A 21,425-nucleotide genomic window follows, 5' to 3' on the forward strand; every position below is an offset into this window, starting at 1 on the left:
ACGACGTGTACGCTCCGGTTCTTGCGCGCTGTCCGTGTTCAAACTGCCTGCACCAGTAACGCCTAAGGGGTTATTTCAATACAGGAATCGATGATGGATTTATCTACATTTACCCAGATTAACCCGCCGCAGCGCCTGCTGATGGGGCCGGGACCGATCAACGCCGATCCGCGCGTACTGCGTGCGATGTCCAGCCAGCTGCTGGGGCAGTACGATCCGGCGATGACGCAGTACATGAACGAAGTGATGGCGCTGTATCGCGGCGTGTTCCGTACCGAAAACCGCTGGACGATGCTGATCGACGGTACCTCACGCGCCGGAATTGAAGCGATCCTGCTGTCGGCGATCCGCCCCGGCGATAAAGTGCTGGTGCCGGTATTTGGCCGCTTCGGCCATCTGCTGTGCGAAATTGCCCGCCGCTGCCGTGCAGAAGTCCATACCATTGACGTGCCGTGGGGCGAGGTATTTACCCCGGACCAGATTGAAGACGCGATTAAAAAGGTCAGGCCACGGCTGCTGCTGACGGTGCAGGGGGATACCTCTACCACCATGCTGCAGCCGCTGGAAGAGCTGGGAGCAATCTGTAAAAAATATGGCGTGCTGTTCTATACCGATGCCACCGCTTCACTCGCCGGCAACAGGCTGGAAACTGACGCCTGGGGCCTGGATGCGGTCTCAGTCGGCATGCAGAAATGCCTGGGCGGGCCATCGGGGACCTCGCCGATTACCCTCAGCCCGGCGATGGAAGAGACGATCCGTAAGCGCAAATGCGTGGAGGCGGGGATCCGCACCGATGCTCATCAGGATGGTGATGACGAGATGATCTGGTCCAATTATTTCGATCTTGGCATGATCATGGACTACTGGGGCCCGGAGCGTCTTAACCACCACACCGAAGCGACCTCGGCGCTGTTTGGCGCGCGCGAGTGTGCCCGCCTGATCCTTGAGGAGGGGCTGGATAACGGCATCGCCCGCCACAAGCTGCACGGGGACGCGATGCTGAAAGGCATTCAGGGTATGGGGCTGGATACCTTCGGCGATCTGAGCCACAAAATGAATAACGTGCTGGGCGTGATGATCCCTCAGGGAGTGAATGGCGACCAGGTGCGCCAGCTGATGCTGGAAGATTTCGGTATTGAGATCGGTACGTCCTTCGGCCCGCTGATTGGCAAGGTATGGCGCATCGGCACGATGGGATATAACGCCCGTAAAGACTGCGTTATGCAGACCCTGAGCGCGCTGGAGTCGGTGCTGAATTATGTCGGTTTCCGCAGTACTCAGGGGGCGGCGATGCAGGCCGCCTGGGACCACTACAACGGGAGTCGCGGATGAGCGAGTGCCTGATGAATGCCACGGCCGCTGCCGCCGCTGCGGCGCGCGTCATGGCCCGCTGTGATGCACTGGCTGAAATCAGTGAAACCCCGGGTTACCTGACCCGCGTCTATCTTTCGCCGGAGCACCTGCGTGCGAATGCGATGGTCGGCAAGTGGATGAAAGCGGCTGGCATGCAGGTCTGGCAGGACAGCGTGGGCAATATCTGCGGGCGCTATGAAGGACAGCGTGAGGATGCGAAGGCGGTGCTGCTGGGTTCACATCTGGATACGGTACGCAACGCCGGGCGCTATGACGGCATGCTGGGCGTGCTGACGGCGATTGAAACGGTGCAGTATCTGCACGATCGCGGTCAGCGCCTGCCGCTGGCGGTCGAAATTATCGGCTTTGCGGACGAAGAGGGCACGCGCTTTGGTATTACCCTGCTGGGCAGCCGGGGCCTGACGGGTACCTGGCCAGCACACTGGCTCACCCATCCGGATGGCAACAGCATTACCGTCGGACAGGCGATGAAAGATATTGGCTTCAACCCCGATCTGCTATGGCAGGCGGCGCGCGACGTTGAGGATTTCGTTGCTTACCTGGAGTTACATATTGAGCAGGGCCCGTGCCTGGAGCAGGCGCAGCTGGCGCTGGGGGTCGTGACGGCAATTAACGGCGCGCGGCGCCTCAACTGTCGTTTTACCGGGGAGGCCGGACACGCCGGGACGGTGCCGATGAGCCACCGCAAAGATGCGCTGGCGGCGGCGGCAGAGTGGATGGTGTTTATCGAACAGCGCACACCGCAGCTGGATCCACAGCTGGTCGCGACGGTAGGAACCCTACAGTGCCAGCCCGGGGCGGTGAACGTCATTCCGGGAGAGGTGACGCTGACGCTGGACGTGCGCGGCCCGGAAGACCAGCTGCTGGCGGCGCTGCTGTCTGAACTGCTGGTTCAGGGAGAAGCCATTGCCCTGCGGCGTGGCCTGAGCTTCAGCGCAGAGGAGTATTACCAAATCCCGGCCACGCGCTGTGATGAAGGCTTACAGACTGCGCTGACGCAAGCCGTCGGCACCGTTCAGGGCCGCAGCCTGTCGCTGCCCAGCGGAGCCGGACACGATGCCATTGCCATCGCTGAACGCTGGCCGGTCGGGATGTTGTTTGTGCGCTGCGATCGCGGCATCAGCCACCATCCGGCGGAATCCGTGACCCCGCAGGATGTGGCTCTGGCCGTACAGGCTTACGTGCAGGCCGTGGCGGCGGTGGCCGAAAAATGAATCTGACGCAGTTCAACCAGGCCAGCGCTGACGAGGCGCAGCGTAGCATTGCGCACTGCGTGGCACTGCCTGAGTGGGCCGCGCGGCTGACGGATGCGCGGCCCTACGTCTCGCTGGCAGAGCTGCTGAAACAGGCGGACAGCGTGGCACAGCAGTGGGACAGTACCGCGCTGATGCGGGCACTTTCTGCTCACCCGCGCATTGGTGAGCGGGCAGCGGGCGGCGGAAAAGAAGCGGCCATGTCGGGTAACGAACAGGTCCTGGTGAACAGCGCCGATGCGGAACTTGCCCGGGCCTTACGCGCGGGCAATGCTGACTATGAACAGCGTTTTGGCCGGGTGTTTCTGATCCGCGCCAAAGGGCGCAGCGGCGAGCAGATCCTGGCCGAGTTACAGCGTCGCCTGAACAACGATATGCAGCAGGAGGAGCGCGAAGCGCTCGACCAGCTGCGTGAAATTACGCTTTTACGCCTGCAGGAGGCCTTCCGGTGAGCACTATTACCACGCATATTCTGGATACCGCGCGCGGGAAACCCGCCGTCGGCGTAACCATCGTCCTTGAACAGAAGGGCAGCGAAGGCTGGCAGCGACTTTCATCTGGCGTCACCAACGCCGACGGCCGGGTCAGCGATCTGACGCCCGACGGACTGGCTGCGGGCCGCTATCGCCTGACAGCCGCCATCGGCGACTATTTTGCCGCCGACGGGCGGGAAACGCTCTACGTCAACGCCCGGATCGACTTTGTCATTACCGCCCCCGGCAGCCACTACCATTTACCCTTTCTGATCACCCCGTGGTCCTGGTCCACCTATCGTGGGTCATAAACCGTACCTGTGACGGCAGCGGGTGGCCGGAAAGCCTCCCTGGGCGAACCCGCTTTTCCGGGCCGCCCGTCAACCTGCATAAAACGAAAAGGCATCATTATGAGCGTCAGGCCAGAAGATACGCGTTATCCGGCAGGCAAGGCTTTTGCCTGGGGTTTACAGCATGTGTTAACCATGTACGGCGGAATTATTGCTCCCCCACTGATTATTGGTTCAGCCGCCGGGCTGAGTGCCAGCGAGCTGGGTATCCTGGTGACGGCTGCGCTGTTTGTCAGCGGCTGCGCCACGCTGCTTCAGGCGCTGGGTATGCCCGGATTTGGTTCACGGCTGCCGCTGGTGCAGGGCGTCTCTTTTGCCGGGGTGGCTACCATGGTGACGCTGGTCACCAGTGAAGGCGGTCTGCCGGTGGTGTTCGGCGCGGTGATGGCTTCCTCGCTGCTTGGTCTGCTGATTGCCCCGCTGTTTGCGCATATCATTCGCTTTTTCCCCCCGGTGGTGACCGGGACGGTGATAGCGGTGATCGGCTTGTCGCTGATGCCGGTGGCGGCACGCTGGGCGATGGGGGGCAACCCTCATGCGGCAGGCTGGGGGTCAACCGACAATATCGGTCTGGCGGCGGTGACGCTGGTGATGGTACTGCTGTTAAATCGTCTGGGCAGTGCCGCGGTAAGACGGCTGGCGGTCCTGCTGGCAATGGCCTGTGGAACCGGTGTCGCCCTGTTCACCGGGCAGGCAAGTTTTGCCGGCGTGGCGCAGGGGGACTGGCTGGCTCTGCCGGGAGTGATGACCTTTGGCATGCCGGTATTTGATGTGGCGGCCATAGTCTCGATGACGCTGATTGTGCTGGTGCTGCTGACCGAAACCACCGCCGGACTGATAGCGATTGGCGACATTGTGGGTACGGATGTGGACGGAAAGCGCATCGCCCGTGGCCTGCGCGCCGATATGCTGACCAGCGCGCTGGCACCGCTGTTCAACTCCTTCCCACAGAGTGCCTTTGCGCAGAATATCGGGCTGGTGGCGATGACCGGGGTGAAGAGTCGCTTTGTGGTCGCGGCGGGGGGCGTCATTCTGGTGATTCTGGGTTTTTTACCGGTGCTGGGCAGAGTCGTGGCAGCCATACCGCTGCCCGTTCTCGGTGGAGCGGGTGTGGTGCTGTTTGGTACCGTGGCGGCCAGCGGCATTCGCACCCTGGCAAAGGTGGATTATAAAGACAATATGAACCTGGTCATTGTTGCCACCTCGATTGCCTTCGGCATGATCCCAATTGTCATGCCGACCTTCTACGATCAGTTTCCCGGCTGGGTGCGGACCCTTTTTCATTCCGGTATCAGCGCCGCCTGCCTGGTCTCGGTAACGCTGAATCTGCTGTTTAACCGGGTATCATCGGGACGAACGGAAAAAGCTGTGGCCCGCCCGTAGGGGCGGTCATCTGTTTCTGCCCGTCCGCCAGCGGTTTCACCAGCTGAAGCTATCCGCATCGCGCCACGCCGGGAACGTCTCGCGGTAGTCGCGCAGCGTCTCCAGCGACAGCGTGGCCTCCAGGCGTGCAGGCTGGTGCGGTTCACCTTCTGCCAGAATTTCACCCTGCGGGCTGATTATCCGGCTGTTACCGCTGTACTGATGGCCGTTTCCGTCGCTGCCCACGCGGTTGCACCCGGCGATATACGCCTGGTTTTCAATGGCGCGCGCCTGCAACAGCGTCTGCCAGTGCAGGGCGCGTGGCGCAGGCCAGTTAGCCACATACAGCGCCAGATCGTAATCATTTTGGTTGCGGGAGAACACCGGGAAGCGCAGGTCGTAACAGACCTGAGGCAGGATGCGCCAGCCGCGCCACTCAATCACCTCGCGGCGCTCCCCGGCCAGATAGTGTTCATGTTCTCCGGCCATGCGGAACAGATGGCGCTTGTCGTAGAAATGCACTTTGCCTTCCGGTTCGACAAGGAAGAAGCGGTTTACCGCCCCGTGCTCAACCTGAATGGCGGCGCTGCCCGCCACCATCGCATTTGCTGCACGGGCTTTCTCCTGCAGCCAGGCAATCACTTCAACTTCTGGCAGTGAACGGGTCGCCGCCTCCATGGCAAATCCGGTGGTGAACATTTCCGGCAGGATAATCAGGTCACGGCCCTGGATATCGGCCAGCAGGTCGTTGAAAAAGGCCAGGTTAGCCTGGCCGTCCATCCATACCAGCGGCTGCTGAAGAACAGTGATGTTTAAAGTTGACACAGGCGCTCCGCAGCAGCGTCCAGCGTGGCTTCCTGTTTGGCGAAGCACAGGCGGATCAGTTTATGAGGAAAGGCGTCGGCGCAGAACACCGACAGCGGGATGGCTGCCACGCCGACTTCTCTGGTCAGCCACTGGCAGAAGGCGACATCATCAAGATCGGAAAGGGCGCTGTAATCAGCCAGCAGGAAGTAGGTGCCTTCGCAAGGCAGGATCGTAAAGCGGCTGCCCGACAGGGCTTTCACAAAGCGGTCGCGTCGTGCCCGGTAGAATTCCGGCAGTTCCCGGTAGTGTTGCGGCTCCTGCGCCAGCATATCTGCCATCGCCAGCTGTGCCGGGGTATTCACCGAGAAGGTCAGATACTGATGTACCTTGCGTACTTCGGCGCTCAGGGCCGCCGGGGCCACGCAGTAGCCCACTTTCCAGCCGGTCATGTGAAAGGTCTTACCGAATGAAGACACGGCAATCGCGCGCGCGCGCAGTTCCGGGTGTGCCAGCACGCTGGCATGGCCGTTAGCGTCGAAGCAGATATGTTCATAGACCTCATCGCTCAGCACGTAAATCTCCTGCCGGGCAATGGCCTGCCAGAGTTGGGCGAAGTCGCTCTGCTGCCACACCGTGGCCGTCGGGTTATGCGGAGTATTCAGGATCACCAGGCGGGTACGCGCTGACAGCAAAGCGGAAAAGGCCTGCCAGTCGGGGCGAAACCCCGGGGGCTGAAGGGCGATGCGTTTCATCACGCCACCCGCGAGGGTCACGGCCGGTGCATAGCTGTCATAGCTGGGATCGAAGCAGATCACTTCATCCCCCGGACGCACCAGCGCAGTGATGGCGGCGAACAGGGATTCGGTAGCACCGGCCGTGACGGTGACTTCGGTGTTTGCATCGGGGGTGTGGCCATAAAGTTCAGCCGTTTTTTGGGCAATCGCCTCACGCAGCGGAGCCACGCCGGTCATCGGTGCATACTGGTTCGCGCCCTGGCTGACGTGATGTGCCAGGCGCTGTTGCAGATACAGCGGGCCGTCAAAGTCAGGAAACCCCTGCGACAGGTTGATGGCGTTGTACTGCTGCGCCAGTGCGCTCATCTGGGTAAAAATAGTGGTGCCCAGCGCAGGTAGCTTGCTTTCTGGGGTAAACGACGTCTGGCTCATATGACTCAACCCTTGTAGCACGTTTTTTCCCTGACTGTCTGAAGCTGCAAGGGCGGTGGTGCATTTCTCCCGGTCACTGCCTGTTGTAAGCTCCCCGGGACGCATCGATTTGCCGCCTTGCTGCAACCCCAGCGAGTGGGGGGAAATGGATGTTATTGCTGCCAATATAACACGGTGTTAGTATTTGGCAATCAAGACGCTTAGACGTCTATAATCATCCTTATCATCTTTCACACTAAGGAAAGAGATGACACAACGCTCTCAGTTAGATCAATTAGTTGATGCCTGTCACTGGATTGGCGAACGCGGCTGGGCACCGGCCACCGGCGGCAATATGTCCGTACGCCAGGACGCGCAGTTCTGCCTGCTGAGTGAGTCCGGCAAAGACAAAGGCAGCCTGACGCGCGACGACTTTATCCAGGTTGAGATCGTCAGCAATTGCGTTCCGTCCGGCCGTAAACCCTCGGCAGAAACCGGTTTGCATACGCTGATCTACCGTCTGTTTCCTGAGGCGGGTGCGGTGCTGCACACCCACACGGTGAACGCCACCGTCCTGTCCCGGGTGGAAAAAAGCGCAGCGCTGGTGTTACAGGGCTATGAAATGCAAAAGACGCTGGCCGGGCAGACTTCGCATCAGGGCAGTGTGGCGGTGGCGCTGTTCGATAACGATCAGGATATTGCCGGGCTGTCACAGCGTATTGCGCAGTTTGCTGGGCATACGCCGCTGCGTTATGGTTTCCTGCTGCGCGGCCACGGACTGACCTGCTGGGGGAAAGACGTGGCCGAAGCACGTCGTCATCTTGAAGGGCTGGAGTTTCTCTTCCAGTGTGAATTACAACGCCGCATCCTGGAGAAATCATGATCCGCGCCATCGTCACCGACATTGAAGGGACCACCAGCGATATTCGCTTTGTCCATAACGTTCTGTTTCCTTATGCGCGGCAGCATCTGCCGGACTTTATTGCGGAACATCACTCACAGCACGCTGTGGCACAGGTGCTGGACGATCTGCGTACCGAGATTAATCAGCCGCAGGCCAGCAATGATGACCTGGTCGCCGTGCTGTTCGGGTTTATGGATCAGGACCGAAAATCCACCGCGCTGAAGGCGCTGCAGGGCATGATCTGGCGCGCGGGTTACGAGAACGGCAGCTTTACCGGTCATCTCTATGCTGACGTGCTGCCGGCGTTAAAACAGTGGCAGCAGCAGGGCATCGCGCTGTATGTTTATTCATCTGGCTCCGTTGCTGCGCAGAAATTGTTATTTGGCTACAGCGACGCAGGTGATATCACTGGGCTGTTTAGCGGCTACTTTGACACCCACGTCGGCGCCAAACGTGAGAGGGAGTCTTACCGCAACATTGCCAGCCAGATTGGTTTACCTGCAGAGGAACTGCTGTTCTTATCCGATATTCATCAGGAGCTGGACGCGGCGCAGGATGCAGGCTGGAAGACCGTGCAGTTAATACGCGGCGACGCGGATGCTGAGAGCCGTCATCGCCAGGTGGCAGGTTTTGATCAGATTAACCAGGAACTGTTGAACTCATGAGCGCACTGACTATTTTTACCGATACCGAAGCGACCACCCCGGTGTGGCACAGCACTGACGCCGCCGCAATCGCTGAAAAACTGAAGGCAAAGGATGTGCGTTTTGAACGCTGGGAAGCAGACCGCGATCTGGGTGAAAACCCGGATGCGGACACCGTGATCAAAGCGTACCAGCATGCAATCGATCGTCTGGTGGCAGAAAAAGGTTATCAGAGCTGGGATGTGATCAGCATGCGTGCGGACAACCCGCAGAAAGAAGTGCTGCGCACTAAGTTCCTCTCTGAGCATACCCACGGGGAAGATGAAGTTCGTTTCTTTGTGGAAGGGGCCGGACTGTTCTGCCTGCACCTTGACGGGCATATCTATCAGATCTTATGCGAGAAGAACGATCTGATTTCAGTCCCGGCAGGCACGCCGCACTGGTTCGATATGGGCTCGTCCCCTAATTTTACTGCTATCCGTATTTTCGACAATCAGGAAGGCTGGGTGGCGAAGTTTACCGGCGATACTATCGCTGATGCTTATCCGCGCTTACCGTAATACCCGTCATTCTTCAGGCTGCAGCGGCGTTGGCTGCAGCCGCTCGCCCTGGTCACATAGTGATCTATGCTCCCAGGGACTCGCCGCTTTGCCGCCTTGCTGCAACCCGAATAATTTAGGGTATTATTTTCCGTCATTCTTCAGGCTGCAGCGGCGTTGGCTGCAGCCGCTCGCCCTGGTCACATAGTGATCTATGCTCCCAGGGGACTCGCCGCTTTGCCGCCTTGCTGCAACCCGAATAATTTAGGGTATTATTTTCCGTCATTCTTCAGGCTGCAGCGGCGTTGGCTGCAGCCGCTCGCCCTGGTGAGACCCCTTAACGACGCGGCTGAAATTCGCCCGCCTTTACCTGGGCCGGGGTGACCACGCCAGTATCCAGCACCCAGCCGCTAATCAGGGCGGCGGGTGTGACGTCAAACGCCGGGTTGTACACCTGTGCATCCTCCGGTGCCCACTGCACATCACCAAAGCTGCCGGCAACGCCCGTCACTTCGCGCCCGGCGCGCTGTTCAATCGGGATGGCATCGCCGTCCGGGCATTCGCGATCCAGCGTGGTATGCGGTGCCGCGACGTAGAACGGAATGTCGTGATATTTCGCCAGCACCGCCAGGCTGTAGGTGCCGATTTTATTCGCCACGTCACCGTTAGCGGCAATGCGATCCGCCCCCACCCAGACAGCATCAACCTCTCCCCGGGCCATCAGGCTGGCGGCCATCGAATCACAGATTAACCGGTAAGGGACGCCCAGTTCGCCTAATTCCCACGCCGTCAGGCGTCCGCCCTGTAATAGCGGTCGGGTTTCATCCACCCATACCTGGCTGACCTTGCCTTCCGTCCAGCCGCGGGCGATAACACCCAGCGCGGTGCCGACGCCTGCCGTGGCCAGCCCGCCGGTGTTGCAGTGGGTCAGCAGGCGGCTGCCGGGGGTAATCAGGGCGCTGCCGGCGGCGGCAATGCTGTCACACAGGGCTTTATCCTCATCAATCAACCGCAGTGCTTCTGCCCCCAGCGCGCTGACAAAATCATCCTGGGCCAGCGCCAGCTTCATGCGATCCAGGTTATTCATCAGATTCACCGCTGTCGGACGCGCAGCACGCAGCACCTCCAGCGCCTTCGCCAGTGCCGGTCTGGCCATGCCGTTTTCAGCCAGCAGTGCCAACAGCAGGCTGGCCGACAGGCCGATCAGCGGTGCGCCGCGGACCCGCAGCGCTTTAATATGGCTCACCAGTTCGGCAACATCCGGCGTCGGGCACCAGACTTTCTGCTGTGGCAGGGCCTGCTGGTCAAGGATCCAGAGCTGATTGTCACGAACCTGTAAACTGGTGGTGCTGAGTGTTTGCATGAGTTAAATCCCGGTTGCTTTAATGCGTCATATTGTGCCAACATGGCTGACGGATGTATAGACGTCTGAACGGCTTATTACAACGAAACATGTCTTATTTTGGGGGTCAGGTCAATGTCGCAATACCGTACGTTCACCGCAGCGGATGCCGTGGAATATGCCCGTCAGTTTGGCGGCGTGGATAATCCCCAGTCTCTGGTTGATTCGCAGGAAGTGGGCGATGGTAATCTCAACCTGGTATTTAAGATTTTTGATACTTCAGGCGTCAGCCGGGTGATCGTCAAACAGGCGCTACCTTATGTGCGCTGTGTGGGCGAATCCTGGCCCCTGACCCTTGACCGCGCAAGGCTGGAAGCCGAAGTGCTGATTGAACATGGCAAATTTTGCCCGCAGCACACGGTCAATATCCTGCATTATGACCCGGAGCTTGCGGTCATGGTTATGGAAGATCTGTCAGATCACGCTATCTGGCGGAGTGAGCTGGTGAACGGTGTTGAATATCCGCAGGCGGCAGGGCAGTTGGGGGAGTATCTGGCACAGACCCTGTTCCACACCTCCGATTTTTTCCAGCATCCGTATAAGAAAAAAGCGGACGTGATCCGTTTTACTAACCCGGAGCTGTGCGATATCACCGAAGAGCTGTTCTTCAACGAGCCATATGAAGTGCACGAGCGCAACGCGTATCCGCGTGAGCTGGAGCCGCTGGCAGAATCTTTGCGTGACGATGCTGAACTGCGGGTGGCGGTCGGGGGCCTGAAGCACCGGTTTTACTGCCATGCCGAAGCGCTGCTGCACGGAGATGTGCACAGCGGTTCAATCTTCGTGGCAGACAACCGTCTGAAGGTCATTGATGCAGAATTTGGTTTCTACGGCCCGATGGGCTTTGATATCGGCAGTGCGCTGGGCAATCTGTTGATCAGCTACTGTGCTGCACCGGGGCTGCTGCCACCGAGGGAAGCAGCAGCCGCGCGTGAAAATCGCCTTAACGACGTGCGCGACGTGTGGCGGAGCTTCAGCGATCGCTTCCTTGCCCTGGCGGCAGAAAAGAGCCGGGATCGGGCGCTGGCGGTGTCAGGCTATTCGCAGGCGTTTCTGCGTAAGGTCTGGAGCGATACCATTGGCTACTGCGGTACTGAGCTGATCCGCCGTACCGTGGGCATGTCGCAGGTGGCGGATATTAAGAAGATTGACGATGATGCGATGCGTGTTGAATGCGTGCGTCAGGCGATAACGCTGGGTCGCAGTCTGATCCTGCTGGCTGACCATATCCCGGACAGTGAAGCGCTGATTGCGCGTATCCGTCAGAACGGATAACGGCAGGGGCCGATCGTTGACGATCGGCCTCCCGGGTTAAACGCTATGCCGCTTCAATCTTTCGCGGCAAAACGTCCCCTCTGATCGGCTGGGTCGCCAGCGCATCGGCAGCAAACTCATCGACGTTAATGGAGCGCAGGCGGCTGGCTTCGGCACGGACCAGTACGTCGGCCTCTTCCTGAGTCACCCATCCTTTTTGCAGTCCTTCAGCCGCCAGCGCATCCAGGCGGGTAAATGACAGATGTTTTTTCTGCTGTTTACACAGACGATCGTGAATAACTTCAGCGGCCATCACATGCTGCAACGCCTCTTCCAGCTGGCCCGCCGGGTTATGCTCGCTTGGCGTCAGGTACTGGCCGCGCCCCAGGCGGGTGCGGGTGGCTGACGGTACCTGCAGGATCTTCGCCAGCTGGTGGTCAAGACGGTCAGACGGTGCCCGGCTGTGACGACCGGTCGGGAACACCACCAGGCGGACCAGGCCCGCAACAATGCGGTTCGGGAAGTTACGCAGCAGGTCGTCAATGGCGGTTTCCGCCTGGTTCAGTGCATCCTGAACGCCCCAGTGCAGCAGCGGCAGATCGGCTTCGTTGCGGCCCTCATCTTCATAACGCTTCAGCGCGGCCGACGCCAGATAGAGCTGGCTCAGGACATCACCCAGACGTGCGGAGATGCGCTCACGGCGCTTCAGACTGCCGCCCAGCACCGACATCGAGACATCCGACAGCAGCGCAAGGTTCGCACTGATGCGGTTCAGATGCTGGTAGTAGCGACGGGTGGCATCGCGTGTCGGGGAGGTGCTGGTCAGCCCGCCGGTGATGCCCAGCCAAAGGCTACGCATTGTATTGCAGCCCACGTGGCCGATATGGCTGAACAGTGCCTTATCAAACGCGGTAAGATCGTGATTCTGTGCGGCAGCCATCTCGGCCAGCACGTAGGGATGGCAGCGGATCGCCCCCTGACCAAAGATAATCATACTGCGGGTCAGGATGTTTGCCCCTTCCACGGTGATGGCAATGGGGGCTCCCTGATAGGCGCGGGCGAGGAAGTTACTGTTGCCCAGCATAATGCCTTTGCCTCCGGCAATATCCATCGCATCCACAATCGCCCGCTGACCGCGGTGGGTACAGTGATATTTTACAATAGCCGACAGCACCGCCGGTTTTTCGCCGAGCATGATGCCGCTGGTGATCAGCGTTGCCGCTGCATCCATCACATAGGCGTTGCCCGCAATGCGCGCCAGCGGTTCCTCAATGCCTTCCATTTTACCAATCGACAGGCGGAACTGACGGCGAATATGGGCATAGGCACCAATGGCCAGCGCAATGCTTTTCAGGCTGCCGGTCGAATTAGAGGGCAGAGTGATCCCCCGCCCTACTGACAGGCATTCAACCAGCATCCGCCAGCCCTGTCCGGCCATTTCCGGGCCGCCGATAATATAGTCGATGGGCACAAAGATATCGTTACCGCGCGTGGGGCCGTTCTGGAACGGGACGTTGAGCGGGAAGTGACGCTGACCAATTTCGACGCCCGGCGTCTGGGTGGGGATCAGCGCACAGGTAATCCCCAGCTCTTCCGTGTCGCCCAGCAGGCGATCGGGATCGGAAAGTTTAAATGCCAGGCCCAGCACGGTGGCGACAGGAGCTAAGGTGATGTAGCGTTTGTTCCAGGTGAGGCGCATTCCCAGCACCTCTTCACCCTGCCAGTTACCCATGCAGACCACCCCGGTATCCGGAATGGCACCGGCATCCGAACCCGCTTCCGGGCTGGTGAGGGCAAAGCAGGGGATCTCCTGGCCGCGTGCCAGACGGGGCAGGTAATGATCTTTCTGGGCGTCGGTACCGTAATGCTGCAACAGCTCGCCAGGCCCGAGGGAGTTAGGGACGCCCACGGTGATAGCCAGAATACCGGAAACCCCCGCCAGTTTTTGCAGCACCCGCGCCTGAGCGTAGGCTGAAAATTCCAGTCCGCCATACTCTTTCTTGATGATCATGGCGAAGAAGCGATGCTGTTTCAGATAGGCCCACAGTTCGGGGGGCAGGTCGGCCATTTCATGGGTGATCTGGAAATCGTTGGCCAGACGGCAGGCCTCTTCCACCGGACCGTCAATAAACGCCTGCTCTTCAGGCGTCAGGCGCGGCTGCGGATACGCATGCAGTTTTTTCCAGTCCGGGGTACCACGGAACAGATCGCCTTCCCACCAGGTGGTCCCGGCATCAATGGCTTCTTTCTCCGTGCGCGACATCGGTGGCATTACCTTCTGGAAGGTGGCCAGTGTCGGTTTAGAAAACAGCGCACGGCGCATCGACGGCAGCGTGAACGGTAGCAGGATCAGTGCCAGCGGTACCAGCAGCCACAACGTCCACAGCCCGGCGATGCCGAAGGCCGCCGTCCAGATAAGCAACACTGCGCTGGCAGCCATCAGGCTGACGCGGTGATAAAACAGGGCACCGATCAGCACGATCGTCGCCACAACACTGAGAACCATCATAACGTGTGCTCCGTAAGTAGTAAGAGGTCTGACCTGTTGGTTATATGTTTAGATTACCCCGACGCCAGGTGCAATCTGTTTACATAATAATTACAACCTAGCTCACAAAGCGGGGGCACGAAGCGTTAATCCTTTCGCCCCTCAGGGAGATCGCTTCCCGGCTCTCTGGCAACTTGGTAAACTCCGGCAGTAACTCTTTCCTAAAAAGGACACCCCTATGTATCAGGACATCATTCGCGCCGAGCTGAACGAAGCGGCAGACACGCTGAATAAATTTCTAAGTGAAGAGGCAAACATCGACGCGATCCAGCGTGCGGCCGTTTTGCTGGCTGATTCATTTAAAGCGGGCGGGAAGGTCCTCTCCTGCGGTAACGGCGGTTCTCACTGTGATGCAATGCACTTCGCGGAGGAACTGACGGGCCGCTATCGTGAAAACCGCCCGGGCTACCCGGCGATTGCCATTTCTGATGTCAGCCACCTGTCCTGCGTTAGTAACGACTTTGGCTACGATTTTGTGTTCTCCCGCTATATCGAAGCGGTCGGGAGCGCCGGGGATGTTCTGCTGGGGATTTCTACCTCCGGTAATTCCGCCAACATTATTAAAGCCGTAGAGGCCGCGCGTGCGAAAGGGATGAAGGTGATCACCCTGACCGGCAAAGACGGCGGAAAAATGGATGGAGTGGCAGACGTGGAGATCCGCGTGCCGCACTTCGGCTATGCCGACCGCATCCAGGAAATTCACATCAAAGTGATCCATATTCTGATGCTGCTCATCGAAAAAGAGATGGTCGCTTAATCCCCTTCATCCTTCACGCCGCAGGTGCGTTGGTTGCTCTCGTGAACCCCGGTCACTTACTCGTGTAAGCTCCCGGGGATTCACGCGTTTGCCGCCTTCCTGCAACGTGAAATCCATTGGGGATAGAATCTATTTTCACGAGGTAATCCTGTGTGCGAACTATTAGGGATGAGCGCGAATGTCCCGACGGATATCTGTTTTAGCTTTACCGGGCTGGTGCAGCGCGGGGGCGGGACGGGGCCGCATAAAGACGGCTGGGGCATTACCTTCTATGAAGGGAAAGGCTGTCGCACCTTTAAAGATCCGCAGCCCAGTTTCCAATCACCGATTGCCCGTCTGGTGCAGGACTACCCGATTAAATCCTGCTCAGTGGTGGCACATATCCGCCAGGCGAACCGGGGCGAGGTGTCGCTGGAAAATACGCATCCGTTTACCCGCGAACTGTGGGGGCGTAACTGGACTTACGCGCACAACGGGCAGCTTACAGGCTATAAAAACCTGGATACCGGTCCGTACCGTCCCGTTGGCGAAACGGACAGCGAACTGGCCTTCTGCTGGTTGCTGCATAAGCTGACCACCCGTTATCCCCGCACGCCGGGTAACTGGCCGGCGGTATTCCGCTACATTGCGGAGCTGGCGGGAGAGATGCGTGAAAAAGGGGTGTTTAACATGCTGCTGTCAGACGGGCGGTACCTGATGGCATTCTGCTCGACCAATCTTTTCTGGATCACCCGGCGTGCGCCGTTCGGCAAGGCCAAACTTCTGGATCAGGACGTGGAAATTGATTTTCAGAAGCAGACCACGCCAGATGACGTGGTCACGGTTGTTGCCACTCAGCCGCTGACGGCGAATGAAACCTGGCACAAGATTGAGCCAGGTGAGTGGGCACTATTTTGCCTGGGTGAGCGCCAGGGCTGATTCCGGTGCGCCTGGGCTGGCCATCATTGGTCGGCCCAGTACGTACTTGCCGGCGCTCACGCTGACCGACGGCGGCTGTTTCGTCTGCACGAACTGTGCATAGCCCGGCTGCAGCTGCTTCCAGAAATTGATATAGGTGGAGTAGCGGTGGCGCTGCATATTGCTTTCCGTCATGCGGAACGGATAGATGCTGACCTCAACGCGCGGCTGGCCGTTTCGTAACGCGGCTTCCACATAGTGATAAATCTCGTCCATATAGGCGTCGGTCATGGCATAGCAGCCCACGGACACGCAGTTGCCGTGGATCATCAGGTATTTACCCTGATAGCCCTGCTGACGATCGTACTCATTCGGGAACCCGACGTTAATCGCGCGATAAAAGCGGCTGTCAGGCTTGAGCTGTGAAAGCCCTACGCTGTAAAACCCTTCCGGACTTTTGAAGTCGCCCTGAACACGCTTTGGCCCGAGTCCGCCGGAAAAATTACAAATGCGGTAACTGTTCAGCAGGCGGTATTCATTACCGATCTTGCCGTAGAGTTCCAGCGTGCGCTCTTCTTTGAAGATTTGCAGGTACACGGGGGTGCCAATTAATTGTTTCTTTAACTCTTTGCTTACCGGGGCCAGGGGTGTAACCGAATCCGGTACGCTGGCAAAGACAACGGCTGGCAGAAAAATCATCGCAAACAGCAGTGCGATTTTGCCCATTCTGGTTCCCTTGAAATGTAGGGTTGGAAGCAACGCCGGAGGCGTCTGTTGACGTGCAATATCGGACAATTCCGCTATCGCTGCGTCACCTTAGCATTGTCTATTTTTTTATCAAGACAGGGAAGAACAAAAACCTTTTTTTATGCGTGTTTTGCTGTGCATTGAACTCTGGTAATTTAACTGTATACTTATCCAGTATTGTCGGAGGGGGCTATGCGTAAAATCATTCACGTGGATATGGACTGCTTTTTTGCCGCCGTGGAAATGCGCGATAACCCCAGCCTGCGCGACATTCCAATCGCCATCGGCGGCAGTGAAAAGCAGCGCGGCGTGATCAGCACGGCCAACTACCCGGCGCGAAAATATGGCGTACACAGCGCCATGTCGACGGCGATGGCGCTCAAGCTCTGCCCGCATCTGACAGTGGTGCGTGGCCGCTATGATGCCTATAAAGAAGCCAGCGCCCATATCCGTGAAATATTCTCCCGCTATACCTCTCTGATTGAACCGCTCTCGCTGGATGAAGCCTATCTGGATGTCACCGACAGCCCGCACTGCCAGGGTTCCGCTACGCTGATTGCGCGTGAAATCCGTGACACCATTCAGCAGGAGCTTAACCTCACTGCATCTGCCGGCATCGCGCCCATCAAATTTCTCGCCAAAATCGCCTCCGATATCAATAAGCCCAACGGTCAGTTTGTGATCACGCCGCCCGAGATGTCGGATTTCCTGCTTGGCCTGCCGCTGGCGAAGATCCCCGGTGTGGGAAAAGTGACGGCGCGAAAGCTGGAAGAGCTGGGGCTGACCACCTGCGCGGATGTGCAGAAAACCGACCTGGCGAGGCTACTGAAGCGTTTTGGTAAGTTTGGCCGCGTGCTTTGGGAGCGCTGTAACGGCATCGACGAACGAGAAGTGATTACCTCACGTGAACGGAAATCGCTGGGTGTTGAGCGGACGCTGTCGGAAGACATCCATCATTGGGATGACTGCCTGACGATCATCGACCTGCTATACGACGAGCTGGCGCGGCGGCTGGATAAAATCAAACCTGACCGGCAGATTGCCCGGCAGGGGGTCAAACTCAAGTTTAACGATTTCCAGCAGACGACCCAGGAACATGTCTGGCAGGTACTGAATAAGGACGATTTGATTGCGATTGCACGGAAAAGCTGGGATGAGCGTCGCGCAGGTCGCGGCGTCAGGCTGGTGGGGCTGCATGTCACGCTGCTTGATCCCCAGATGGAAAGGCAGCTGCTGTTGGGACTGTAAATATGCCACAGGAAGCGGGCGAAAAAATAGCGGCTGCAGGAAGGATCCGGGCGGATCGGCTGTTCGATCCGCCCGTCACATCCGGTATTACTTCACCGGGATCGCTTTCAGCAGTGCGGTCAGCAGCTGCCAGTAAAGCCCGACGCTGGCAATATGTACCTGCTCATCCGGCGAGTGTGGCCCGGTGATGGTCGGTCCAATCGAGACCATATCCATCTGCGGATAGGGCTCTTTAAACAGACCGCACTCCAGACCTGCGTGGATAACCTGAATGTTCGGGGTTTTATCGAACAGTTTTTCATAGGTTTCACGCACCAGCGCCATGACCGGCGAACTGGCGTCCGGCTGCCATCCCGGGTAGCTGCCTTTGGCAAGGGTTTTCGCGCCGGCCAGCTGGCCCAGTGCGGTGAGCATTTCCACCACATACTCTTTACCGCTGTCGATCAGGGAGCGGATCAGGCAGTTAATTTTTGCTTCATTGCCTTCAAATGTCACCACGCCCACGTTCAGGGAGGTTTCTACCACCCCTTTCATGACGTCAGACTGACGGATCACGCCGTTCGGGGTGCTGTTCAGCAGGGCGATAAAGCGGTCACGGCTGGTGTTGTTCAGCGCCTGAGGAGCCTGCGCCAGGTCTTCCACCACCACGGCGATATTTTTTTCTTTCAGGCCCAGCTCATTTTGCAGTGTCAGCAGATAGCCTGCCGCCAGGGACTTTAGCTTGTCGAGGCTGGCAGGCGAAACCGCCAGCGTGGCAAACGCCTCACGCGGAATCGCGTTGCGCAGCGTACCCCCGGCAAAGTCAACCAGACGCAGGTCGAGTTCTTGCGCATGCGTAAACAGGAAGCGCGCCAGCAGCTTATTCGCGTTACCCAGCCCGACATGAATATCACAGCCGGAATGTCCGCCTTTCAGGCCTTTCAGCGTCAGTTTGACCGTCTGGTAGTCTGCCGGAACCGCTTCATGGGTCAGGGGCAGGGTGCTGGTGAAGTCGATGCCTCCCGCACAGCCCATGTAGATCTCACCTTCCTCTTCGGAGTCGGTGTTGATCAGAATATCGGCCTGCAGCCAGCCGGCCTGCAAGCCGAATGCACCCGCCATACCGGTCTCTTCGGTCATGGTCAGCAGCACTTCCAGCGGGCCATGCTCCAGGCTGCTATCAGCAAGTACCGCCAGTGTAGAAGCCATGCCAATGCCATTATCGGCACCCAGCGTGGTGCCGCGTGCTTTCACCCACTCGCCATCTATCCACGGCTGAATCGGATCTTTCGTAAAGTCATGCACCGTATCGTTATTTTTCTGCGGCACCATATCCAGGTGTGCCTGCAGGGCCACGGGCTTACGGTTTTCATAACCCGGCGTAGCCGGTTTACGGATCAGGATGTTACCCACCTGGTCGCGCTCATTCCATAAACCCTGCTCCGTCGCCCAGGCGATGATATGGGCTGCTAACTCTTCTTCGTGATAAGAAGGGTGGGGAATGGAGCAGATTTTGGCAAAAATATCCCACAGCGGCTGTGGGGATAATTGAGACAATTCAGACACGATAACTCTCCTGTGTCAGCATCACCTGGCTGCCGTAATGGCAGGGGGGATGCCTTGATATCGGTTGGGAAAACTCCCGCCAGCGAATCTGACGCGATGGCAAAAGAATATCACCGATTTCTGGCTCATGCTCACGCTGCCCCAGGAAAAATGGGCTGACAGGGCGCAGCGGGCTGGTTTTTAGTGCTTCAGATCACTATAATTTCGCGCAACCGCTCCCCTTGCACAATTTTTAAGCCAATTTTACTGGCCGGGATCCTTTTAATGAGTGAAAAATACATCGTCACCTGGGACATGCTGCAAATTCATGCCCGTAAACTGGCCGAGCGCCTGCTGCCTGCCGACCAGTGGAAAGGCATTATTGCTGTTAGCCGTGGGGGGCTGGTTCCTGCCGCCTTACTGGCGCGTGAACTGTGCATCCGCCATGTTGATACCGTCTGCATCTCCAGCTACGATCACGACAATCAGCGCGAAATGACCATCCTGAAACGTGCCGAAGGCGACGGAGAAGGCTTCATCGTGATTGATGACCTGGTTGATACCGGGGGCACCGCGCAGGCAATTCGCAATATGTACCCTAAAGCGCATTTCGTGACCATTTTCGCTAAACCAGCCGGTCGGCCGCTGGTGGATGATTATGTTATTGATATCCCGCAGAACACCTGGATTGAACAGCCATGGGATATGGGCATTGCCTTTATTCCTCCGCTGGTGAAGGGCTGATACCTTTCCCCTCTCTTCAGCGCTATTTAGCCTGTTCAGATCAAACCGTGCCCGATTCTGTCGGGCACGTCTGTTTTTACCCTTCGCGTCAATCTCCTGGCTACGGTAGACTCATTTTCTACCCGTACGCCGGAGGAAATCCCTGTTATGTCGCCGAAAAATCTCAGCGAAGAACTCTTCAAGCCGCGTTTCAAACACCCGGAAACCTCATCGCTGGTCCGACGTTTGCATCACCATCGCCCGTTGAGCATTCACTCTGCGCTGGATGGTGAAACCCATGCCGGCTGGTATCGCATGATCAACCGCCTGCTGTGGACGTGGCGCGGCCTGTCACCGCAGGAAGTGAGCGAAGTGCTGGCGCGTATTGCCGTCAGCACCGTAGAGCATACCGACGACCAGCTGCTGGATACGGTGATTGGCTATCGCGGCGGTAACTGGATTTACGAATGGTCGACTCAGGCGGCGCAGTGGCAGCAAAAAGCCAGCGAGTGCGAAGACGATCTGCTGGCGGGCCAGCACTGGCTGCATGCTGCCCATCTTTACAGCGTGGCGGGTTACCCCCACCTGAAAGAGGACGAACTGGCCGAACAGGCTCAGCTGCTGGCCAGCCGGGCTTATCAAGAGGCCACTCACCGCCTGCCTGGTGAGCTGAAAGAGCTGGAGTTTGCCATCGAGGGTGGCAGCCCGGTGACCGGTTTCCTGCATATGCCTCCAGAGGTGAAAGCCCCTTATCCGACGGTGCTGCTGTGTGGCAGCCTGGATGCGTTGCAAAGTGACCATTACCGGTTGTTCCACGATTATCTTGCGCCGCGTGGCATCGCGATGCTGACGCTGGATATGCCCTCGGTGGGCTTCTCTTCCAAGTGGAAGCTGACCCAGGACTCCAGCTTCCTGCATCAGCAGGTGCTGCGCCAGCTGGAGAATGTGGCCTGGGTGGATCACACCCGGGTGGCGGCCTTCGGTTTCCGTTTTGGTGCCAATATTGCGGTCAGGCTGGCCTATCTGGAAAGCCAGCGTCTGCGGGGCGTGGCCTGCCTGGGACCGGTGGTACACAGTCTGTTAAGCAATACCAATTTGCAGGACCGCGTGCCCGAGATGTATATGGATATGCTGGCCAGCCGCCTGGGAATGTCCGGCTCCTCAGACAGTGCGCTGCGTACTGAACTGAGCCGCTTCTCGCTGAAGATTCAGGGCCTGCTGGGCCGCCGCTGTTCGACCCCGATGTTGTCAGGATACTGGGCCCACGATCCGTTCAGCCCGGAAGAAGAATCGCGCCTGATCGCGAACTCCTCGTCTGCCGGGCGGCTGTTAAAAATTAATACGTCTCCGGCGATGGCGAACTTCGATAAAGGGCTGCGCGATATTTGTGACTGGCTGGCGCAGCGGCTGGACGAGTGAGTTGCTAATATTCAATAGTTTGCTACAACTATAAGCTTAACTAAGGAGTTTAAAC

General features: G+C 58.3%; 20 protein-coding genes. 14 read left to right on the forward strand and 6 right to left on the reverse strand.

The features are described from left to right. Positions 1-93: 93 nt before the first annotated feature. The 5 genes from IFU29_RS17755 (at position 94) to IFU29_RS17775 (ending at position 4,833) form a co-directional block, all read left to right on the forward strand. Positions 94-1,332 carry a pyridoxal-phosphate-dependent aminotransferase family protein gene (locus tag IFU29_RS17755; RefSeq protein WP_191935184.1) on the forward strand — a complete coding sequence of 413 codons (1,239 nt, stop codon included), beginning with the start codon at positions 94-96 and terminating at the stop codon, positions 1,330-1,332. Further along, positions 1,329-2,588: an allantoate amidohydrolase gene (gene hpxK / locus IFU29_RS17760; RefSeq protein ID WP_191935090.1), complete on the forward strand. Its 1,260-nt coding sequence runs from the start codon at positions 1,329-1,331 to the stop codon at positions 2,586-2,588. Before IFU29_RS17755 ends, hpxK begins: the two co-directional genes overlap by 4 nt. Beyond that, on the forward strand, positions 2,585-3,079 hold the full coding sequence (gene uraD / locus IFU29_RS17765; protein WP_191935091.1) for a 2-oxo-4-hydroxy-4-carboxy-5-ureidoimidazoline decarboxylase: 495 nt from the start codon (positions 2,585-2,587) through the stop codon (positions 3,077-3,079). The genes hpxK and uraD overlap by 4 nt, the downstream gene beginning before the upstream one ends. Next, positions 3,076-3,411, forward strand: a complete 336-nt coding sequence (gene uraH / locus IFU29_RS17770; RefSeq protein WP_191935092.1) for a hydroxyisourate hydrolase — start codon at positions 3,076-3,078, stop codon at positions 3,409-3,411. Before uraD ends, uraH begins: the two co-directional genes overlap by 4 nt. 99 nt (positions 3,412-3,510) lie before the next feature. Further along, positions 3,511-4,833 (forward strand): nucleobase:cation symporter-2 family protein, encoded by a 1,323-nt coding sequence (locus IFU29_RS17775; protein WP_191935093.1) that lies wholly within the window; start codon positions 3,511-3,513, stop codon positions 4,831-4,833. Positions 4,834-4,869: 36 nt separating this feature from the next. On the opposite strand, the gene IFU29_RS17780 is transcribed toward IFU29_RS17775, so the two are convergent. Further along, positions 4,870-5,637, reverse strand: coding sequence for an amidohydrolase (locus IFU29_RS17780; protein WP_191935094.1), 768 nt, complete (start codon positions 5,635-5,637; stop codon positions 4,870-4,872). Further along, on the reverse strand, positions 5,625-6,785 hold the full coding sequence (locus IFU29_RS17785) for a pyridoxal phosphate-dependent aminotransferase (protein ID WP_191935095.1): 1,161 nt from the start codon (positions 6,783-6,785) through the stop codon (positions 5,625-5,627). Before IFU29_RS17785 ends, IFU29_RS17780 begins: the two co-directional genes overlap by 13 nt. A 247-nt stretch (positions 6,786-7,032) precedes the next feature. On the opposite strand from IFU29_RS17785, the gene IFU29_RS17790 reads away from it, so the two are divergent. The 3 genes from IFU29_RS17790 to IFU29_RS17800 are packed head-to-tail and all read left to right on the forward strand — an operon-like array spanning position 7,033 to position 8,872. Continuing rightward, positions 7,033-7,647: a methylthioribulose 1-phosphate dehydratase gene (locus IFU29_RS17790; protein WP_191935096.1), complete on the forward strand. Its 615-nt coding sequence runs from the start codon at positions 7,033-7,035 to the stop codon at positions 7,645-7,647. Further along, positions 7,644-8,333 (forward strand): acireductone synthase, encoded by a 690-nt coding sequence (gene mtnC / locus IFU29_RS17795; RefSeq protein WP_191935097.1) that lies wholly within the window; start codon positions 7,644-7,646, stop codon positions 8,331-8,333. The genes IFU29_RS17790 and mtnC overlap by 4 nt, the downstream gene beginning before the upstream one ends. Further along, the gene (locus IFU29_RS17800; RefSeq protein WP_062749294.1) at positions 8,330-8,872 is read left to right on the forward strand and encodes a 1,2-dihydroxy-3-keto-5-methylthiopentene dioxygenase; all 543 of its coding nucleotides are present in this window, start codon (positions 8,330-8,332) and stop codon (positions 8,870-8,872) included. The genes mtnC and IFU29_RS17800 overlap by 4 nt, the downstream gene beginning before the upstream one ends. A gap of 316 nt (positions 8,873-9,188) precedes the next feature. Here the strand turns inward: IFU29_RS17800 and mtnA are convergent, their stop codons facing one another. Continuing rightward, positions 9,189-10,214: an S-methyl-5-thioribose-1-phosphate isomerase gene (gene mtnA, locus IFU29_RS17805; RefSeq protein ID WP_191935098.1), complete on the reverse strand. Its 1,026-nt coding sequence runs from the start codon at positions 10,212-10,214 to the stop codon at positions 9,189-9,191. Between the two features lie 114 nt (positions 10,215-10,328). Between mtnA and mtnK the strand changes: the two genes are divergently transcribed. Then, positions 10,329-11,528, forward strand: a complete 1,200-nt coding sequence (gene mtnK, locus IFU29_RS17810; RefSeq protein ID WP_191935099.1) for an S-methyl-5-thioribose kinase — start codon at positions 10,329-10,331, stop codon at positions 11,526-11,528. A gap of 43 nt (positions 11,529-11,571) precedes the next feature. On the opposite strand, the gene fadE is transcribed toward mtnK, so the two are convergent. Beyond that, positions 11,572-14,016 (reverse strand): acyl-CoA dehydrogenase FadE, encoded by a 2,445-nt coding sequence (gene fadE / locus IFU29_RS17815; RefSeq protein ID WP_191935100.1) that lies wholly within the window; start codon positions 14,014-14,016, stop codon positions 11,572-11,574. Between the two features lie 217 nt (positions 14,017-14,233). On the opposite strand from fadE, the gene lpcA reads away from it, so the two are divergent. Next, positions 14,234-14,812 (forward strand): D-sedoheptulose 7-phosphate isomerase, encoded by a 579-nt coding sequence (gene lpcA, locus IFU29_RS17820; RefSeq protein ID WP_062747955.1) that lies wholly within the window; start codon positions 14,234-14,236, stop codon positions 14,810-14,812. A gap of 150 nt (positions 14,813-14,962) precedes the next feature. Further along, positions 14,963-15,730, forward strand: coding sequence for a class II glutamine amidotransferase (locus tag IFU29_RS17825; protein ID WP_191935101.1), 768 nt, complete (start codon positions 14,963-14,965; stop codon positions 15,728-15,730). On the opposite strand, the gene dpaA is transcribed toward IFU29_RS17825, so the two are convergent. After that, the gene (gene dpaA / locus IFU29_RS17830) at positions 15,701-16,435 is read right to left on the reverse strand and encodes a peptidoglycan meso-diaminopimelic acid protein amidase (protein WP_191935102.1); all 735 of its coding nucleotides are present in this window, start codon (positions 16,433-16,435) and stop codon (positions 15,701-15,703) included. The genes IFU29_RS17825 and dpaA overlap by 30 nt on opposite strands. 213 nt (positions 16,436-16,648) lie before the next feature. Here dpaA and dinB point away from each other — a divergent pair, with 213 nt between their 5' ends. Beyond that, positions 16,649-17,704: a DNA polymerase IV gene (dinB, locus tag IFU29_RS17835; RefSeq protein ID WP_191935103.1), complete on the forward strand. Its 1,056-nt coding sequence runs from the start codon at positions 16,649-16,651 to the stop codon at positions 17,702-17,704. 87 nt (positions 17,705-17,791) lie between these two features. On the opposite strand, the gene pepD is transcribed toward dinB, so the two are convergent. Next, positions 17,792-19,249 (reverse strand): beta-Ala-His dipeptidase, encoded by a 1,458-nt coding sequence (gene pepD, locus IFU29_RS17840; RefSeq protein ID WP_191935104.1) that lies wholly within the window; start codon positions 19,247-19,249, stop codon positions 17,792-17,794. A gap of 264 nt (positions 19,250-19,513) precedes the next feature. Here pepD and gpt point away from each other — a divergent pair, with 264 nt between their 5' ends. After that, on the forward strand, positions 19,514-19,972 hold the full coding sequence (gene gpt, locus IFU29_RS17845) for a xanthine phosphoribosyltransferase (RefSeq protein ID WP_062747945.1): 459 nt from the start codon (positions 19,514-19,516) through the stop codon (positions 19,970-19,972). Between the two features lie 147 nt (positions 19,973-20,119). Beyond that, positions 20,120-21,370, forward strand: a complete 1,251-nt coding sequence (gene frsA / locus IFU29_RS17850; protein ID WP_191935105.1) for an esterase FrsA — start codon at positions 20,120-20,122, stop codon at positions 21,368-21,370. Positions 21,371-21,425 lie beyond the last annotated feature (55 nt).

The organism is Erwinia persicina (assembly GCF_014838825.1).
In the GTDB taxonomy this organism is placed as follows: domain Bacteria; phylum Pseudomonadota; class Gammaproteobacteria; order Enterobacterales; family Enterobacteriaceae; genus Erwinia; species Erwinia persicina_A.

Excerpts from the sequence above, each read along its gene's own strand:
- gpt (WP_062747945.1), top strand. The coding sequence starts at position 19,514 with ATGAGTGAAAAATACATCGTCACCTGGGACATGCTGCAAATTCATGCC.
- uraD (WP_191935091.1), top strand. The coding sequence starts at position 2,585 with ATGAATCTGACGCAGTTCAACCAGGCCAGCGCTGACGAGGCGCAGCGT.
- IFU29_RS17800 (WP_062749294.1), top strand. The coding sequence starts at position 8,330 with ATGAGCGCACTGACTATTTTTACCGATACCGAAGCGACCACCCCGGTG.
- dinB (WP_191935103.1), top strand. The coding sequence starts at position 16,649 with ATGCGTAAAATCATTCACGTGGATATGGACTGCTTTTTTGCCGCCGTG.
- frsA (WP_191935105.1), top strand. The coding sequence starts at position 20,120 with ATGTCGCCGAAAAATCTCAGCGAAGAACTCTTCAAGCCGCGTTTCAAA.
- dpaA (WP_191935102.1), bottom strand. The coding sequence starts at position 16,435 with ATGGGCAAAATCGCACTGCTGTTTGCGATGATTTTTCTGCCAGCCGTT.
- IFU29_RS17775 (WP_191935093.1), top strand. The coding sequence starts at position 3,511 with ATGAGCGTCAGGCCAGAAGATACGCGTTATCCGGCAGGCAAGGCTTTT.
- mtnA (WP_191935098.1), bottom strand. The coding sequence starts at position 10,214 with ATGCAAACACTCAGCACCACCAGTTTACAGGTTCGTGACAATCAGCTC.
- lpcA (WP_062747955.1), top strand. The coding sequence starts at position 14,234 with ATGTATCAGGACATCATTCGCGCCGAGCTGAACGAAGCGGCAGACACG.
- hpxK (WP_191935090.1), top strand. The coding sequence starts at position 1,329 with ATGAGCGAGTGCCTGATGAATGCCACGGCCGCTGCCGCCGCTGCGGCG.
- IFU29_RS17755 (WP_191935184.1), top strand. The coding sequence starts at position 94 with ATGGATTTATCTACATTTACCCAGATTAACCCGCCGCAGCGCCTGCTG.
- mtnK (WP_191935099.1), top strand. The coding sequence starts at position 10,329 with ATGTCGCAATACCGTACGTTCACCGCAGCGGATGCCGTGGAATATGCC.
- IFU29_RS17785 (WP_191935095.1), bottom strand. The coding sequence starts at position 6,785 with ATGAGCCAGACGTCGTTTACCCCAGAAAGCAAGCTACCTGCGCTGGGC.
- IFU29_RS17790 (WP_191935096.1), top strand. The coding sequence starts at position 7,033 with ATGACACAACGCTCTCAGTTAGATCAATTAGTTGATGCCTGTCACTGG.
- mtnC (WP_191935097.1), top strand. The coding sequence starts at position 7,644 with ATGATCCGCGCCATCGTCACCGACATTGAAGGGACCACCAGCGATATT.
- fadE (WP_191935100.1), bottom strand. The coding sequence starts at position 14,016 with ATGATGGTTCTCAGTGTTGTGGCGACGATCGTGCTGATCGGTGCCCTG.